General features: G+C 40.0%; 12 protein-coding genes and 4 pseudogenes. 11 read left to right on the top strand and 5 right to left on the bottom strand.

Annotated features, from left to right (window positions below; genetic code table 11):
- From DXB58_RS28300 to DXB58_RS26665, 6 genes and pseudogenes are all read left to right on the top strand, one after another.
- Positions 1–209: pseudogene (locus DXB58_RS28300) on the top strand (hypothetical protein); the annotation flags it as partial.
- Positions 210–525: 316 nt separating this feature from the next.
- Positions 526–864, top strand: a complete 339-nt coding sequence (locus tag DXB58_RS28295; RefSeq protein WP_007855935.1) for a hypothetical protein — start codon at positions 526–528, stop codon at positions 862–864.
- 593 nt (positions 865–1,457) lie between these two features.
- Positions 1,458–1,544, top strand: a pseudogene (locus DXB58_RS28500) (metallophosphatase); the annotation flags it as partial.
- Positions 1,545–2,112: 568 nt separating this feature from the next.
- Positions 2,113–3,321, top strand: a complete 1,209-nt coding sequence (locus DXB58_RS26675) for an ATP/GTP-binding protein (RefSeq protein WP_008622603.1) — start codon at positions 2,113–2,115, stop codon at positions 3,319–3,321.
- Between the two features lie 12 nt (positions 3,322–3,333).
- Complete coding sequence (locus DXB58_RS26670) at positions 3,334–3,915, top strand: RloB family protein (protein WP_007855932.1); 582 nt, start codon at positions 3,334–3,336, stop codon at positions 3,913–3,915.
- A 10-nt stretch (positions 3,916–3,925) separates the two neighbouring features.
- Positions 3,926–4,786: a hypothetical protein gene (locus DXB58_RS26665; protein ID WP_008674698.1), complete on the top strand. Its 861-nt coding sequence runs from the start codon at positions 3,926–3,928 to the stop codon at positions 4,784–4,786.
- 61 nt (positions 4,787–4,847) lie between these two features.
- Here DXB58_RS26665 and DXB58_RS26660 read toward each other — a convergent pair.
- A pseudogene (locus DXB58_RS26660) lies at positions 4,848–4,985 on the bottom strand (IS4 family transposase); the annotation flags it as partial.
- A 506-nt stretch (positions 4,986–5,491) separates the two neighbouring features.
- Here DXB58_RS26660 and DXB58_RS28290 point away from each other — a divergent pair.
- From DXB58_RS28290 to DXB58_RS26635, 5 genes and pseudogenes are all read left to right on the top strand, one after another.
- A pseudogene (locus DXB58_RS28290) lies at positions 5,492–5,700 on the top strand (helix-turn-helix domain-containing protein).
- 24 nt (positions 5,701–5,724) lie between these two features.
- Entirely contained in the window at positions 5,725–7,179 is a 1,455-nt protein-coding gene (locus DXB58_RS26650; RefSeq protein ID WP_007855930.1) for a DUF3375 domain-containing protein, read from the top strand.
- Positions 7,176–7,760: a DUF4194 domain-containing protein gene (locus DXB58_RS26645; protein WP_007855929.1), complete on the top strand. Its 585-nt coding sequence runs from the start codon at positions 7,176–7,178 to the stop codon at positions 7,758–7,760. Before DXB58_RS26650 ends, DXB58_RS26645 begins: the two co-directional genes overlap by 4 nt.
- On the top strand, positions 7,735–11,130 hold the full coding sequence (locus DXB58_RS26640; RefSeq protein ID WP_009291744.1) for an ATP-binding protein: 3,396 nt from the start codon (positions 7,735–7,737) through the stop codon (positions 11,128–11,130). Before DXB58_RS26645 ends, DXB58_RS26640 begins: the two co-directional genes overlap by 26 nt.
- Complete coding sequence (locus DXB58_RS26635) at positions 11,127–12,281, top strand: Wadjet anti-phage system protein JetD domain-containing protein (protein WP_122138795.1); 1,155 nt, start codon at positions 11,127–11,129, stop codon at positions 12,279–12,281. Before DXB58_RS26640 ends, DXB58_RS26635 begins: the two co-directional genes overlap by 4 nt.
- Positions 12,282–12,746: 465 nt before the next feature.
- Here the strand turns inward: DXB58_RS26635 and DXB58_RS26630 are convergent, their stop codons facing one another.
- The 4 genes from DXB58_RS26630 to DXB58_RS26615 form a co-directional block, all read right to left on the bottom strand.
- Positions 12,747–13,577: a hypothetical protein gene (locus tag DXB58_RS26630; protein WP_070752647.1), complete on the bottom strand. Its 831-nt coding sequence runs from the start codon at positions 13,575–13,577 to the stop codon at positions 12,747–12,749.
- Between the two features lie 113 nt (positions 13,578–13,690).
- Entirely contained in the window at positions 13,691–15,031 is a 1,341-nt protein-coding gene (locus tag DXB58_RS26625) for a hypothetical protein (RefSeq protein ID WP_008674701.1), read from the bottom strand.
- A 3-nt stretch (positions 15,032–15,034) separates the two neighbouring features.
- Positions 15,035–15,811, bottom strand: a complete 777-nt coding sequence (locus tag DXB58_RS26620; protein ID WP_007855912.1) for a metallophosphoesterase — start codon at positions 15,809–15,811, stop codon at positions 15,035–15,037.
- A gap of 1 nt (position 15,812) precedes the next feature.
- Complete coding sequence (locus DXB58_RS26615) at positions 15,813–16,397, bottom strand: metallophosphoesterase (RefSeq protein ID WP_032496686.1); 585 nt, start codon at positions 16,395–16,397, stop codon at positions 15,813–15,815.
- Positions 16,398–17,102 lie beyond the last annotated feature (705 nt).

The raw sequence follows: 17,102 nt of genomic DNA, 5'->3' as shown, positions 1-17,102 counted from the left end.
TGACTCACCTTAAGTTGGTTTCAGACTGTTTTTATAAAAATGGTTATATAAATCGTTCTCTTCTCAAAAAGGTATTTCAAGACATGTTGTCCGAAAAACAAATTAGAGGCTTGATTTCAAAGATGGAAAATGCAGGGATTATACAGAAAGATGGTGCAGGCAAATATACCCGTTGTGTAAAAGCACCGGATTTTCCATCGATTGTCTAGGGCCGCAAGAATCAATTTTAGGGCCGTAAGATTTCAACTGTCTGTTTATTAGCTTATTTGATTAGGGCCGCAAAAGTCGATTTTACGTCCACAAAGATTTCCGACAATAGACTGAAAAATATGAAAAATCCTTGTAATAATTTGGTGGTTATCGCAGGGATTTGATTTTTTAGCACTCCTAATCAAAAGATTTAGATAAGCGGAGCCTTATGATCTACTTTCCATACAATGAGGAAATGTGTAGTTATACTGATACATGGATGGGTGAACTATATGAAAACGAGTATCCATTGGTTTCTAAAGGGTATGGTCAGGAATGATCAATTTGAAAACTCATAAACTTCTGAATTCGAAGCCCGAATATGGCAGTTTGTATTTGCAAGCCAAGGTATGTGATAGTGGGACCTATTTCTTACTTGACAAAGACAAAAAGACAATATGTAAAATTGCAGATTATGTTCCTAACAGTTTAATTCCAGAGGTAGATGGTTGTGGCGATTATATTCGTCTTAGAATCAATGAGGATGACATGATAAATTGGTTTGAAGAACCGGATTTTTTTGACTTTATGGAAGACTCTGAGGTTGTTGAGAAAATCGATGTGCACATTAAAGAAGAAATCTATACTGTATACCAAAGTCGAGTTCACTTATAACCAGCTTATGGCAAAATTGTTTCGATTGCCTAAATTCATACAGATGGAAATAGGAAAGGCGTTGATAGCAAATGCTTCGGAAGAATTTGAAAAGGAAGAGTAAGAACATCCTTCTTGAGTTACATAGTTTATAGTAATGAACCCTGCTAAATTATATCTTCACTGATATAATATCTATATTCATATAGACTCAGTTTCTTGTTTTGTTATGCGTTATGTGGAGTTTATTTACTAATTTTGCACTGATTTTGAAATAACATAAAACTAACAATGCAGAGAATTTGGATGGGCATACTATCAATCACCACAATTTAGGGTAATAAACGCTCGGAATGTGTGTTGAATGTTCATGTCTCCGGTATTGAATCTCGTATTGTAAATACTTTCCAGCGAACATAATAAAGTACATTTTACTATACTTTGATCTAGAATAGAGACTGAATGGCTGGAGAGTCTTTAGCAAACTTTTCAACTATTTTGTTTTATACCCATTTATGGCAGTTACTTTTGTGATACTTCTCTGTCATTTCCGTTTGATGGGTGATTGATAACTTGATTATTAACGTGCAGTGATGCACATAAATTGAGAAGAAATAAATTATAAATTTGATGGCAGCAAGGTGTTCTTTACATCTGATACCCACTTTTATCACGGAAATAGACACTGTCTGGAATTTTGTGTAAATGGAAACAGGATTCACTTGTAAGTTCTCTTATATCTGGATTCTGTTTTCAAATATAAGCATAAATTGGTTCATAATTTGAATCCCGTATTTTCCATTTACACAAAATATTCTATAGTGCCGAATTATACAATTTATTAGTGCTTCTCGTATAGCATCATGAGCAGGTGTTTCTTCTTGTTGTATACCATCTTTTATCATAATAGGATGTGGTAAAACCTGTATCAATCTATTATATACTTTTATATAGAAATGATAGAGGTTTGCTTCCCATAGATACGGTGTGTCCACCTTACATTAGAATCTCTGTGGTGATTAGCATCAGCAAACATACGTCTTATTTCTGCTTCTGTACATAGATAGTTATCTTCATGGTTTCTTCTGTAGGTATACTTACCTTTTCCTTGTTGTGATCCAAGATTTTTAAATGATTGATATTGCCTAAGGTTATAAAAAAATAATAGAATAGGTATTAGTTTGTGATATTTGTAGAAATGATGCAAATAGATTAATCTTATTTGTGGATATGGATATTTAGTTATATATTTGTGGAAAAACAAATTGTATGATAGCAGAAATTAGATTTAAGAACATGTTCTCATTTAGAGACGAGGCTATATTAAGTTTTGAAGCTGATAGAAGTAAGGATATGGAATCATATCATGTTGTTGAATTGGGTGGGGGTGTGAGACTATTGAAAGTGGCTGTTATTTATGGAGCAAATGCTTCGGGTAAGAGTAATATTATTAAGGTTTGTGATTTTATCAAGTCATTCATTACTTATACTCCACTTAATAAGGCAGAACAAATTCAAGTAGTCCCGTTTCTCCTGAATAAAACAAGTTCAAAGCAGTTATCTGAATATTCGATTTCGTTCTATTTGAAGAATGAGGAGAAAGCTGTTTGTTATGTCTATTCAGTAGCTTTAGATAGATGGCACGTAGCAAAGGAAAGTTTAATTTATTATCCAAGTCAACAGCCTGCTACTATATTTGAAAGAAATACTGAGAATAACGTATCTGTTATTAAATTTGGACAGAAAATCAAGATGTCGCAAGCTGTCAAAGAGGAAATAACATTGAAGTGTTTGCATAATATGTCAGTTTTTGCTGCCTATATGCAGGTGAATACACATATTGTAGAACTAGAGACGGTTCTTCAGTATCTAACCAATCAGGTTATGCCGGCTATTGTACCTGCATCATCTTTAAGTCGTTATGCCGAAGAATCAATCAAGAATGAGTCAGCAAAAGATTATATTTTGAGATATCTGCAGGAAGCAGATTTTAATATTTCAAATATTACTTCCAAAGAACAGGAAACGCATAAGGGGCCGATTAATTATACTATGTATCAGCATAAAGTTTCATCTGATTATGGTAACAATGATTATTATGAGTTTCCGGAACTGTTTGAATCGGACGGTACTATTCGTACATTTGGCTTGGCTGCTCAAGTACAAAAGATTCTTGAAAGAGATGCTTTTCTCGCAGTTGACGAGATTGAATCTTCTCTTCATCCGAAATTGATAGAATACATCATTGAACGTTTTCTAAAAGAATCAGAACAGGCACAGTTGTTGCTCACTACGCATTATGATGGACTGTTAGGAGAGGAAGATTTGCTTAGAAAAGATAATGTTTGGTTTACTGAAAAGAATCTGGATGGTTCAAGTGTACTGTATCCTCTGACAGATTTCAAGGGATTGAATAGGATCAGTTCTCTTCAAAAGGCATATAAGTTCGGTAAATTCGGTGCAGTTCCTAATCTATAATCGTGTATTTTTATGAGAAAAGCAAGAAAAAATACAGTGACCAGACAGGTTATTCATATCGTCGGTGAGGGTTTGACTGAATTATTCTATTTCAGTCATTTGAAAAAAATACTTGGTTATAGATACTCTATTTCTCCTCGTTTATTTGAAAACAATAGTATTGAGAAAATAGAAAAGAAAATAAAGGAACTTCTGGATGAAGATGTCTTTGTAATATGTGTTTTTGATGCTGATGTTAGCAGGCGTTCTGATGCAGAGAATAAGAAAATGGTATCGTTCAAAAAGAAATATGAAAATAATGCTAATGTGATTCTTTGTGATAGCTTACAGTCAATAGAATATTGGTTTTTACTACATTTTGAAGATACATGTCGACATTTCCAAGATTCAGCAGCAACAGAAAGAGCATTAAAGCAATATCTGCCAACATATGATAAAACTCGGAAATACCTTGAGAAGGATAAATGGGTTAAAGAAATGCTTGTAGGCTCAAAAATGGATAAAGCATGTGAATTGGCCGAAAAATATAAAGGTAGAGATTCTTATAGCGAGATTTATAAGGCGATTAAAAAAGTTAGTGAATCGTTGCAATAAATATGAATTGATGAAAAAAGATTTATATGTTGTTTTGGGAATCATAATTAGTGGAATTGCTATCGCATTTATCATTAATACGATGTTGACATATGGTAATGTTATTAAAACAAGCCTTTCGAATGATTCTTGGTTAAATTTTTGGGGAAGTTATAGTAGTGGAATTTTTGCTGTTGTAGTAGGTTATCTTGCTATTATTTATAGTAATAGAAATAGTGAGAAAGCTATTCTACAACAAGAAAAACTGTTAATTCGTCAACAAAATATTAAAAAGTTGGATGATTATAATAACTGTCTAAAAAATAATTTGGCTTTACTTAATATAGTAGATGTTATGGGAATTACTGTTGGTCTTGACCATCAGAATATATCATTATCTAAATCAGAAATATGTCAAATTAAAGGTCGAATCTATGCAACAGATTTGCAGTATAGATATGTGTTTGAAGTTGATGTACAACGCCAGAAAACAAATTTAGAAAAGACTTATGAAGAATGCTGGATTAAAGCACGTATTGGACTATCGGATTTATTGGATCAAGAACTCTCTTTTATAGAACGTGTTAATCAAAACAGATATGATATTCAAATAAAAGAGAATAATATGCATCGAAAAAATATCTTATTGGAATTAAGTAAACAAGCGGTAGATATAGAAAAGAGAAAGTTATTTCTGCAAGAGATTAAGGATGTTAACATGGAACTGGAACGATTAGATAAAAAAATTATTTCATACTATGATGATGTTGATAAGATGACCACTTCGATTAAAGATTTTTCGCTTGAATTAAATAGTACTATAAAGGCCTTATTTGATATTTCTTTATTGCTTATTAAAGAGAAAGAGGCTCAATTTAAATTAGAAAAATAAGGGTTTGGTATATATGTTTTAAGTTTTAGGATCACTAGTGTCCCATTAAAATTGGTCCGAATTAAAATTTAAATGAACTTGGCCTATTTGGTCCGAATCGTTCTTTGTCATTTTGAAATTTAGTTTTATCAAAGAGGTCTCTCAGATGAGTTTTATCTGTCAATGAGATATTCAATATTTGTAGTACTTCGTATGTACTTTACTAGTCTACATACTAAATAAGGCACGCTATATTTATATTTCTGCAATCCTATATGATAAGAACCGGTAAGTTTGACTTTTGTACGATATCGGAAGTGGTAAGGTTTATGAAGAAGTTTTCCTAATGCTGGCGTTTCCTCCTAATCAAATATGTCTATACAGATTTTTCGGTAGTTGAGGAAGGCTTGCTGTTAAACACATAATAAATAAAGCTTGTAAATAGAGAAGGCTGAAGAATGAAGTCATAGAATTTAGCGCATGATCTTTTCTTTTTATCACTGAACTTTTCGTTTTTCAGTAATATTTTGTAATTTTGCCACACAATTGAGAAACATATAAAATATGGTAACTATATATTGCCTTAAAGTGTGAATCCTTGTTAAGCGGTAGGATATAGAAAATATAAACCTTCTATAAATCGTATAATCGTGTATAGAGGATTTTGCTGTAAGATAGTATATAGTCACCTAATATTTTGCCCTAAATAATATGTAATGCATAGTCATGGATAAGGACATAAATCGCATCAAAGGAATGTTGGCAGAGAAGAAGCGCACAAACAAGTGGCTTGTAGAACAATTACCTTAGATCCTGCTACAGTATTAAAATGGTGCACGAATGCAGCATAATCCAGCCTCGAGACTCTATTTCAGATAGCAAAGGTGCTAGAAGTAGGGGAAGAGGAGGTGCTCGTTTATCCTTCAAAGATGTGACAATAACATATAAGAAATATACTGATGGATATGCAAGTAGAAGAAATAACACAAATATTACGAGAGTCACCAAGCGTACGACTCATAAAATCAAGAAGTGTGGATTTCTTCTTGTCTTTTGTCATTGAGGCGTTTGAGGGACAGTCGGCTATAATGCAGGAACGCTTGCACATGCTACTGGAGAACCGACTGGATGAGCAGGAAAATGCGTTGGTGGAGGATAATCTTGAAATGACAAGACTAGGGGAGTCGAACGAACAGAAAGCAAAACGACTCATCAAAGACTGGACAGACAAGGGATTCTTGACCAACTATCAGAACGAAGAGGGAGAGGTGATATACGAGATTTCGTCGCACACAAGCAAACTGATGGATTGGGTGGTGAGCTTGAAAAAAGAGGATTACATCGGTACGGAATCGAAGTTCAAGACGCTGTTTGCCCAACTGAAGGAATTGGTGGAATACTCGAACGAGGACCGCGAGAAGCGACTGGAACTGCTCCGAGCCAAAAAAATGGAGATAGAGCATCAGATTCAGCGACTGGAGATGGGCGAAGAGGTCGAGGTGTATGAGGACTACCAGATAGAACCACGATACAATAGCTTGAATAAACTGGCTAAGGAGCTGCTTAGCGATTTCAAGGAGGTGGATGACAACTTCAAGGGGATTATCAAAGAGATATATGAGCGCCAGACAGACAATGCGGAGAAGAAAGTATTGCTGAACTACATCTTTGATGCGTATGGCGAACTGAAACAATCGCAACAAGGCAAGAGTTTCTATGCATTCTGGGAATTCCTGCTCTCGGCCGATCTGCAGAAAGAATGGGACGAGTTGACTGGTGCACTCTATGAAACACTGGAGAATAGAGGCATTGATGCGCATGACATGTTTCTCAGGGAAATGAAAAAGCATCTGTTTGACGCAGGCGAGAAGGTGGCGAAAACCAACGATCGCATGAGCGAGAAACTGAGTCGCATCATTCGCCAGAACGGACAGATGAATGCAGAGGTGACAAAGCAGGTGATTAATGATATAAAGAAACTGCTCATCGAAGCCACCAAACAGAAAGAGAAACCAGAAGCTTCGCTTGAATATGAAACTATCGATATCAATCTGCCAGTCGAGCGCCCTCTGACTCTGGCTCCTATAAAAGAGACTGTGTATAAGGATAAGCCTGATATGGCTGAACTGAGTCTGGACGACTTGGAGCGCATAGGCAAACTCTACAATCCGTATCACATCGATCGTTTGGTGCTGAGAGACCGCATTAACAAGGTGCTGTACGACAGACAGCAGACGACACTAGCAGAGGTGATAGAACGGAACGAGGGTGTGGAGAAAGGTCTGTCGGAAGTGTTTGGATACATTGGCGTGCTGAAGGAATATAAGACTGTGGTAAACGAAGAGCGCCAGCAATATATTGTTTTTGCAGAAAACAAAACGATATCAATTCCCGAAATCATAATAACACGATGAACGCAACAAATATACAACCATACAGCAGGGCTGTGGTGAAACTTCTGAAAGGCATCGTAGAGAAAGACGATGTAGTGTGGAATGATGTACTCGACTACCAGAGCGAGATACTGGACTATATCAGCGTGATGGGGCTGGAACTCATCGTGAAAAAGGATGAGGGTTTTGCCTTTGTCAAGCAACTGAAATTGGACGATGACAAAACGTTGAACATGACGTCGAGAAGGTTGTATGGTTTTGAGGTGTCGGTGATACTCATCGTGTTGAGGCAGATACTCGAAGACTTCGACAGCAATCCAACAGAGTCGCAGGCTTCGTATAAGTATGTAACCGCCACTGAAATAAAGGAAGAGGCGGAACTGTTCCTGCCCACCACCTTCAATCGTGCCAAGTTTGAGAAAGACCTTGACCGCTATATCGACAGCATCGTCAGCTTTGGTTTCCTTGTGGAAGCAAAGCATGCTGAGGGCGAGAAACGCTATAAAATACATCGCATCATCAAGGAGAAGGTGACACTGGACGATCTATTGGAATTCAAAAACAAACTGAACGACTATGATGCAGCAGATGAATCTCTTTAATACCAGTCCGGAAGTGGCAGGCTTCAAGCTTGACTATTTGGAAGTGTGGAACTGGGGTACATTCGACCAAAAGGTGTACTGCATGAATACGCAGGGCAATAACTCGCTGCTGACCGGTGCCAACGCATCGGGCAAGAGTACGCTGGTAGATGCTCTGCTCACGCTGCTAGTGCCACTGAAGCGCCAACGATTCTACAACCAATCATCGGGTGTGGAGAAGAAGGGCAACCGTACAGAGGAGTCGTACTTCTTTGGCAACTATGGCAATCAGCAGCAGGAGGGTGCAGCGAGCACTACCACGCTTAGATTGCGAGACAAAGGGGCACGTTCGGTACTTCTTGCATCGTTCTGCAATGTGGACAAACGTGTGGTGACGCTGTTTCAGGTGCGCTACTACACTGGCGAGGAACTGAAGGTGTTGTTTGGTATAGCTCGCGAACCGCTGACTATAAAGCGCGACTTTTCGGAGTTTGACCTGCATGGCGACTGGCGCAAGCGACTGACGAAGAAATACAATACGAATGACACAAGACGCAAGATAGAGTTTTTTGACGGCCCGGTTGCGTATGGCGAGAAGATGATAGCCCTCTTCGGAATGCGTTCGGACAAGGCGCTTACACTCTTCAATCAAATAGTGGGCGTGAAAGTGTTGGACGATCTAGACAGTTTCATCCGTACGAATATGCTCGAGGAAGTGCCGGCTGAGGAAAAGTACCAGGAACTAAAGGACAACTTCCAAAATCTGATGGAGGCGAAAACCAATATCGATAAGGTGAAGGAGCAGATTGCCCAACTGGAACCTATCAATACATTGGCAAAGGAACTGATGGCGATAGACACGCGCATAGCTGAATTGGAGCAAGAGAAGAGTGTGGTGGCCTATTGGTTTGCTGCGCGAACGGTGGATTTGTGCAACGAGGAGTTGGCGCGCTGCAAGAGCAACTTGAGAAAACTGGAAGATGAGTTGAAGGCGTTAAAGGTGAAGAAGAGTGAGCTGGAACAAGAGCAGACGCGCTTGTCGGTGGCTATTGAGAAGGACGAGGTGGGTCAGCAGATACGTGAGATTGAGAAGGAAATCAATCAGAAGGTGAAGATGCGTGATAACCGCAAGGCCAAAGCCGAAGAATACGATAAGCTAGCAAAGACGGTGGAGCTGACACAAAGTCCTGATGCAGAGGTATTCGATGCCAATCGTGCGACCGCCAAACACGAGAAAGATGCTCTGCAGGTAAAGATTGACAGGCAACTCATGGAAGAGAAGCGTCAGGCACAAAACCGTCAGGATGAAATCAACTGCACGATATCAGAGCGAGTGGATACTATACGCTATCTGCAGCAGCATAAGAACAATATCTCTGGTCGTGTGGCTGAGATTCGTGATGAGATACTGGAGGCTGTTGGTGCAACCGCCGAAGAGATTCCATTCATCGGTGAACTGATACGTGTGAAGGATATTGAGTGCGATTGGGAGTATGCCATCGAGCGTATTCTGCACAATTTTGCCTTGAGATTGGTGGTGCCAGAGAAGTATTACAAGCAGGTGAATGAGTATGTGAATGGTCATAATCTGCGAGGACGCATCGTGTATCAGCGATACGAGGGCACAGAGCCTCTTCGTGAGTTTGAGGATAGGACATTGAAGGTGGATTCGTTGCTCCGTAAGGTTGAATACAAGTCAAAGTGCTTGTATTTGGATTGGCTTGAGGATAGGTTATTTGCTGAGTTCAACTATAGTTGTGTTGATTCGCTTGCGGACTTCAACTATCTGCAAGAGAAAGCAGTAACGAAAGAGGGACTGATAAAAGCGAGAGGTGGTAAGCATGAGAAAGACGACCGACCAGAGACACGAGGCAAGGAACACTATGTGTTGGGCTGGGACAATAAGGAGAAGATTGCCATGCTGCAGGCGGAAGTACGCCAGTTGCAGCAGGATGAAAAGGAGGTGGCAACCAAAGTCCGTCGTATAGAGGCAGATACAAAGAATGCTCAGGAGAAGCGAGAAACCTACTCGAAGCTGTTTGATAAATACGATAAATTTGATGATATCGACTGGTGGTCGTGTGCACTCGTCATTCAGCAAAAGGAAGAACAGAAGCGACAACTGGAGGAGACCAATGATAAGGTGAAGATGTTGCAGGGGCAATTGGAGAGGGTGAGAAAGGAACTTGGTGCACTTGAGGAGAAGTTTAATGAAGCTATCGGTAACAAAGCATTATTGGAAAATCGTGAGAATATACTCAAGAAACAGAGCAATGATTGTGCTTTGGCTTTGGCTCAAATAGGCGTTGTTGATACCGATGCTTTTGAGTCGCAACACACAGATTTACTGAATGTGGCATTGGTGGGTTTGGACAAAATGCGTGACACGTTACAGAGTGACATCAATTCCGCTTTGCGGAAACAACGTGAGACGAAGGGTAGCAAGAGTGGCGATTTGAAGAACCTGATTTATCGCTTCAAGAATCCCACTGAGGAAATTACCGCGAAGTATCGCGATTGGCGTTCGGACGTGAACCGTTTGCCCGAAGCCGTGGAGTTTGTGGGCGAATATCAGACCTATTACCAACGATTGCTGGACGAAGATCTGCCTGGGTTTGAATCGCGCTTCAACAAGTATTTACAGGAGAATATCATCAACAAGGTCAGTGCATTCAATATGTTCTTCCAGAACTGGCGCCAGTCTATCACCAAGACCATCGACCAATTGAATTCGTATCTTGTGGGCATCGATTTCAAGGATGCTCCAAAGACGTATATCCAGTTGGTCGCAGCCAAACGATTGAACGTGGATTTGAAGGAGTTCCAAGACCTTCTGAGCAGTGCAATCCCGAACATCCATGAGATGAATTCGACAATCGATGGCAGCAGGATTCATTTTGAACAGCATATCGAACCGCTGATGTCTCGTTTACAAGACGAATCATGGCGAAAGTTGGTGATGGATGTGCGTGGATGGTACACATATAAGGCGGAGGAGTTTTATCAAGACGATGATCAGAAGCGTAACACCTACGAGGCTATGGGACAGCTGTCAGGTGGCGAGAAGGCGCAATTGACATATACCATCCTGGGGTCAGCTATCGCTTATCAGTTTGGCTTGACTAAGAACGGACTCGACTCTTCGTTCCGCTTCATTGCCATAGATGAGGCTTTTCGCGCACAGGACGAGGACAAGGCTCGCTATCTGATTTCGCTCTGCAAACAGCTCCACCTGCAGTTGCTCGTGGTGACTCCGAGTGACAACATCCACATCGTGGAGAACGATATTTCGTATGTGCATTATGTGGAGCGCAAGGGCGACCGTTCTGTACTCTATAATATGCCTATCAGTGAGTTTAAGGCAGAACGTGAAAGGAGTATGGAGGTATGATAACGGCAGCAGAAATACGTAAGAAGACAGAACGCAAGTATGTGGATTACTTGCGTTCAGTGGTCGCTGGCTCTGAGTTTGAACCAATTGTGATTCCTTGCGATAAGAAAGCGAGCGCATCGATGGATGAGTATCAGCACGAACTGACGGACATCCGTTCGCAATCGAAAGAGGTGAAGGGCTTTGGTTACACGATTGAGTGGAAAACAGTGAAAACGAAAGCATTGGGCGAACAGGATCTGCCTGAGCGTGTGTTGTTCAGGAGTGCATCGGACGTTGAGCGCTTCTTGCTGAAGGGTGGTGAAGTGTCACAGTTTCGCAAGGATGTGGCGATGTTGTTTAATGAGTTTCCGCAGCTTCGTCCATGGGTGGAACGCTATCCACTTAAGGTGATCGAGAATGCTTCCTCTTGGCCTGATTTGTTGAAAGTTTTGCGCTATTTTGTGGCGAATCCTTGTCCTGAGTTGTACATTCGTGAATTGCCTATTGAGGTGCACACCAAGTTCATTGAGCGCAATAAGGGAGTGCTTCGTGAGTTGCTGGATATTGTCATTGTAGAGCATGTCTGTTCGGATGAGAAGGAGTTCGAAAAGCGCTTTGGATTGCGATACGATGAGCCATGGGGGCGCATTCGTGTGTTGGAAGCATCGATTGCGAGTGAATACTTTTCTGGTGTAGACGATCTGACGATGCCTCAGAGTCAGTTCTGTGCGTTATCGTTGCCTGTGCAGAAGGTGTTTGTGGTGGAGAATAAAGTCAACTTCCTGACTTTTCCCAAGTTGGCAGGAAGTCTGCTGATTTGGGGGCATGGATTCACCGTTGGCATCCTCAAGTCTGTTCCATTCATGCGGCACGCTTCCCTATACTATTGGGGCGACATTGATGTACAGGGCTTCGAAATTCTCTCGCAGTTCCGCAGTTATTTTCCCCAGACGCAAAGCCTTCTGATGGATCGCGCTACCTTTGACACCTATTTTGAAGGCGACAAAGGCACTCCAAGCAATGTATCAAAGCCTCTCCATCTTACCCCTGCGGAAGCCACACTGTATAATCATATCAAGTCTCACAACCTACGTCTAGAGCAAGAGAAAATTCCGCAAAAATGTATTGAAAATATATTCAATAGTTCGTTAAAAATTAGCCAAGTCTAAGTGGTTCTGCGGTAAATAAAAGTAGTTCTTTGAAAATTTTGTCAATTAATGTCGTGTCTGCTTGAATGGCGAACACGCCGTTCAAGCATATTGGCATTGTGTGTTACCGACTTGCATGAAGAAACCGAATATTTGATTTTCATTCTTTTGCAAGTGCCCTTGGCGAGATTGATTGCAGTAAGCGAAACGTTGAAGTGAAAGGCCATCTTTCTGAACAAGTCTTGACTATTACAGCTTACCATTCAAAAGCTTAGTTACTTCCAAAATAGATGTACATAATATGTCAAACTTGCGTTTTTACAAGTCTTCTGAGTCGTTTAGAAGTAATCTTTTCTCATTTTTCTTTGATTTACCATATGTGGCATGATAGATATATGATTTCCATCATCTCGGTTAAACCTTACATCTTTTGTTCTTGTAGGTTCATGCCACTAAGTTGAGTTAAATTTTGATTGTCTTAAAACTTCAATCTGCCAGCATCTTTAATAACAGATAATATTCTTTCTTATGTCTTTCCATCCTCGCTAAGTCTTTGTCTGTATGGTGTAGAATGCGGGTAATATCCATATTGTACTGAAGGTCATTCAATTTGACTTTGATGGCCAAACGATGTCCGCGGAAACGCTCGATATATGTTTCACGATTGGTAGTTGTGCGGAAGTCCATTAGATCGAGAGCTTCTTCAATCTCGTCCCATTCTTGCTTTGTTAATTTGTGGTATTTTTCGTTCGGAAAGGATCCTACGATATCTTCAAATTCATAAATCCAGTCATGTTTTTCCTTGTTCTTCTCCCAGTCATCCAGTATCGCTTTCAGTTTTCTAATGATCTCTTTTACGGTATGACCTGTATCTTCAGCTACATTAAACAGAAATCCCACGGTTTTTTCTTTCCAGTCGAAACCGTTTCGTCCGACAGTCGATAAATGTTCTTCAAAGTAATCTTTACCTGCTTGATCTACCTGTCCTTTGTGCAATTCTTTGGCCAATCGTGCCGCTGCGTATGCTACATGTATCTTATATCCCATGATATCTTCATAGGCATCTTTTGTTTCTTTTGCAGCTTGAGGGTTAAACGTTCCCAAGTATTTGATATATTTCATATAAGTTCGTTCTCCCGCACCTGATAGCCCTGACATAGTGTCAAGTAGCTGGTCTGCAATCCGATCCAATACATTAATATCTTGGATATTGTTGCGCATCGCTTCATTCAACCGTTTTCCCGCCTGTTTCGCCATTCGTTGTTCCAATGCGATGCTCTGCTTGCAGAATGCTATAAAATTTGAGTCAAGTTTCATTCTTTTACACGCTTCTTTTTAATTAATTCCTTTTGTTTTTAATTATATAGTTAATTATAACATATTGGGCAGAGTATCATTGTCTGCCAAATATGTTGCTAATAATTATGGGATTATATCCCGTTTTTGTCAATGTTTACTTTTTCTATTTCATCCCATTCTGCCAGAGAGATAATGTCATGGTATTGTTTCAATGATAAAACATTCTCCTCGCTATCCATACATTCGTATTCCCATGGAAGTTGATAAACGGTTCCTTCTTCATGATGGCCCATGTAGTCGTGAAATGTGTACGGAATCAATTTCACATGATCCTTCTCCTTGAGTATTCGTAAAAGTTTGGCAGCGTCGTGTATTTCCAAAGGAGCGCCAGACTTGTATAGTGCAGTGGCGACTTCTACCGCAACATCCACATACGCCGAGTAGCTGTTGGAAACAATGATTCTCCATCCGGGGCTGTCAAAATCCGATGCGAGTATATTCAACCGCAACAATCCCAGTTCCCCATAATGGTCCGAGGCGAATTTGTTGAAATCCGTCTCACTGTCGAGAGCGTATTTATCCTGCAAATCACAGAATTTAACCATGTTGTAATATGCGACATCCTGTAATTCCAATGGCACTCCATTCGGGAGGGTACGTATCTTTCGTGTAGTATCAAACCTTTCAAAATACCGGCCATAGGCTTCATGAGCGATCCGATAATATTTGCAATACGAACGTATCGTCATTGTATCTAACGGCCGCCCGAAATTCTTGCAGACGGAATCCTCCAGTGCTTTTATTGCCGTCGTCTCGTCTTCGACCTCAATTTTAAATCTCGGTTCTATTCTGTTGAACTCCTTTCTCGCAATTTTCCCGTCTCGCTGCTGGTAAGGAAGATGATTCGCTACATAATCATTGAACTCCTCCGGATCTTGTATGATAGTATCGATTAGCTTATGAAAATATAAGGTCAACTTTGCCAAGAAATCCCTTTGCCATTCATTGGGAAAATTGTTACCTACTCGGTTTATATATCGAGAATAATTCGCAATAGTAAAATACGAGTGTTTCCTATCCGTGAATTGTATGGTGCGATTTTCTCTGTACCTGGCGGAGCTGACATGATACCATACCGTTTCTCTGGGATTTGACAATTCCCAATCCCGGAGGTATTCTTCCGTGCTCTCATATTCTCCGTCTGCAATCGACGCTTCGCAATCTCCCCATTCTTCCTGAGTAGGGCGGGGCAATTCGATATAAAATCCTCTGTATTCATTGTCACCCATCTCTTCCAGTTGAGCAAATTGCTCCTGAAGTTTAACTAACATCTTCAATGTATCGTTATCAACCACGATTTCTGTATCGCGCCCGCTTCCGAGCTGTTCGAATATCGCAGCATTCAATCCGCATTCTTTTGCCAAGTCTATGAAAAGATGCCTGGTAAAGATTGTCTTCTTATGTCGTTCCATATCTCATTCGTTTTCAATCGTTAAAAATTTCCCCGGATCAAATCCATTGATTACATGCTCGTTTTCAAATGTATATCCCATCTGGTTGCAAATCACTTTTGTACTCCCGATTTCTGTGTCGATATTGGTATGCGAATGTCCGTAAATCCAAGCATTGATCCGGCTGTTAGCGATCAGGTCTCCGTATTCACTGGCAAAGGCACTGTTCAATACGGAACCTTGATGCTGAGGAGCAACAACCTGCAAAGTAGGCAGGTGGTGAGTCACGACCACTATGTGTTCTGCCGTACTTTCGGCAAGACTTTTTTTGATATGCCCTAAACAGAAGTCATGCATCTGATTATATGCTTCCGTTTGGAGCAGTTTCCCTTTGTACATGGTCTGACGGAAATCGTTAAGTCCTTTCCAAACGAAATATTCGTCTGCCGGTTCGATATGCGACCAAAGTGTGCTCATTATGAAATCGGTATCGTCTATTCTCAATACTTGATTTTGATAATAACCGACATTCTCTTTGAACATCCATCGCCATTGTAATCCCCGTTCCATCACATCGCAATAATTGTAATATTCATGGTTCCCGGGAACAATAAGAACCTGCCTATAGTTTTTAGATGCCCATTTCCAGAAATTCCCCAAAGGAGCCACTCTGTCTTTCAGATAGAAAATGTCTCCGGCCAATACGAGTATATCGCCCGTTACCGGAAATCTGTTTTGTTTTATGTACCTGCTGTTCTCCCTGAACTCAAAATGCAGATCGCTCATATATTGTATTCTCATATTACTTATTTTTATTTGCTTGTTCAACCTGTTTTTGGATTATCCTCTTTACCAGCTCAAATGAGACCGGAGTAAAGTCATTATTATCCACTCCCACATCATATTGCGTCGGAAAGAGCATATCCAGCCGTGAAGCGTCTTTTCCCGTATTATTCTTGCTCGTATGCACATGCCCGAACAGTTGCCACATATTCCTGTAAGCACCTCCATAGCAGAGGAACGGATAGTGGTTCAGGTAGATTTTCTGCTTGTCGACCTCTATGTGCATTTGCATGCTTGTCAATTCAAACCTGCTGGCGTACCCTTGCCTGATATTTTTTAGATCATGATTACCGAGAATGAGATAGATTTTTCCATTCAGTCTGTTAAGAATCTTGGTCCATTCATGGGATCCTCCCAGGCAAAAATCCCCCAGATGAAACACTATATCATCTTGACCAACTACCCGGTTCCAATTTTCGATCAGCGTTTCATTCATATCTTCTACATTCTTAAATGGCCTCTTGCAAAAGTCAATGATATTCGAATGATAAAAGTGCGTGTCCGATGTAAAATACACCTTGCTTCCGTCAAACTTGTAATTCATTTTGCTCTCTTTTGTGCACATTGCTGTGCGGTTAATTAAAATTGGTTGTTCTTGTGCTCATTGTACGGAAATGACGAGAGAGGAATTGCACGGAGCAAACAGTCACCAATGGGCATAAAACAAAATAGTTGGAAAGTTCGGTAAGGACTCTCCAACTATTCTGTTGTTTATTTTAAGATCAAGATACGAGCATCTATCGCATCTTATCTCCTATATCTGTTCGTTGGAAAGTATTTATGATATTTTCTGGCGTTTCAATGCTCCAAACATGAAGAACATACGACTGAACTTCGAAGCATTTGTTGCCTCGAATTGTCGTTTGGGATAATATGTTCATTCTATTTTGTTGCATTGTAAATTTTCAAAAGAGGTGTAAATATACAGAATAATTTCGCAATACTCCAAATATTTTTCAGTGAATTCTTTAAATTACCCTATAAAAATCACTGATATTCAAATATACAAATCGCTTGATTATCAGAATCTATTTTGGCTGAAAAAAACAATTCAGTTCTATTCGAATATTATCTGTAATTTGGATAAGTTTTAGTGGTACTGATAAAATTTGCCTATTTATCACTGTTAAATTGTATGAGGGACAGAATTTTGTCCCTTGTATCCGTTCAGGGAACAAACGGGGGACAAAATCATGAAAAATTGTAAGCGTCTCCGCGATTCTATATAGTGTATTAAAATAAAAAGGCT

It is taken from the genome of Bacteroides sp. OM05-10AA (genome assembly GCF_003439055.1).
GTDB classification, from domain to species: Bacteria; Bacteroidota; Bacteroidia; order Bacteroidales; family Bacteroidaceae; genus Bacteroides; species Bacteroides intestinigallinarum.
The sequence above is the reverse complement of the archived record's forward strand: the minus strand, read 5'-3'. Positions and strand labels throughout refer to the sequence as shown.

What these genes read in the sequence shown, in the direction of transcription:
- DXB58_RS28295 (WP_007855935.1), top strand. Translation starts at nt 526, where the DNA reads ATGATCAATTTGAAAACTCATAAACTTCTGAATTCGAAGCCCGAATAT.
- DXB58_RS26675 (WP_008622603.1), top strand. Translation starts at nt 2,113, where the DNA reads ATGATAGCAGAAATTAGATTTAAGAACATGTTCTCATTTAGAGACGAG.
- DXB58_RS26670 (WP_007855932.1), top strand. Translation starts at nt 3,334, where the DNA reads ATGAGAAAAGCAAGAAAAAATACAGTGACCAGACAGGTTATTCATATC.
- DXB58_RS26665 (WP_008674698.1), top strand. Translation starts at nt 3,926, where the DNA reads ATGAAAAAAGATTTATATGTTGTTTTGGGAATCATAATTAGTGGAATT.
- DXB58_RS26650 (WP_007855930.1), top strand. Translation starts at nt 5,725, where the DNA reads ATGGATATGCAAGTAGAAGAAATAACACAAATATTACGAGAGTCACCA.
- DXB58_RS26645 (WP_007855929.1), top strand. Translation starts at nt 7,176, where the DNA reads ATGAACGCAACAAATATACAACCATACAGCAGGGCTGTGGTGAAACTT.
- DXB58_RS26640 (WP_009291744.1), top strand. Translation starts at nt 7,735, where the DNA reads ATGATGCAGCAGATGAATCTCTTTAATACCAGTCCGGAAGTGGCAGGC.
- DXB58_RS26635 (WP_122138795.1), top strand. Translation starts at nt 11,127, where the DNA reads ATGATAACGGCAGCAGAAATACGTAAGAAGACAGAACGCAAGTATGTG.
- DXB58_RS26630 (WP_070752647.1), bottom strand. Translation starts at nt 13,577, where the DNA reads ATGAAACTTGACTCAAATTTTATAGCATTCTGCAAGCAGAGCATCGCA.
- DXB58_RS26625 (WP_008674701.1), bottom strand. Translation starts at nt 15,031, where the DNA reads ATGGAACGACATAAGAAGACAATCTTTACCAGGCATCTTTTCATAGAC.
- DXB58_RS26620 (WP_007855912.1), bottom strand. Translation starts at nt 15,811, where the DNA reads ATGAGAATACAATATATGAGCGATCTGCATTTTGAGTTCAGGGAGAAC.
- DXB58_RS26615 (WP_032496686.1), bottom strand. Translation starts at nt 16,397, where the DNA reads ATGAATTACAAGTTTGACGGAAGCAAGGTGTATTTTACATCGGACACG.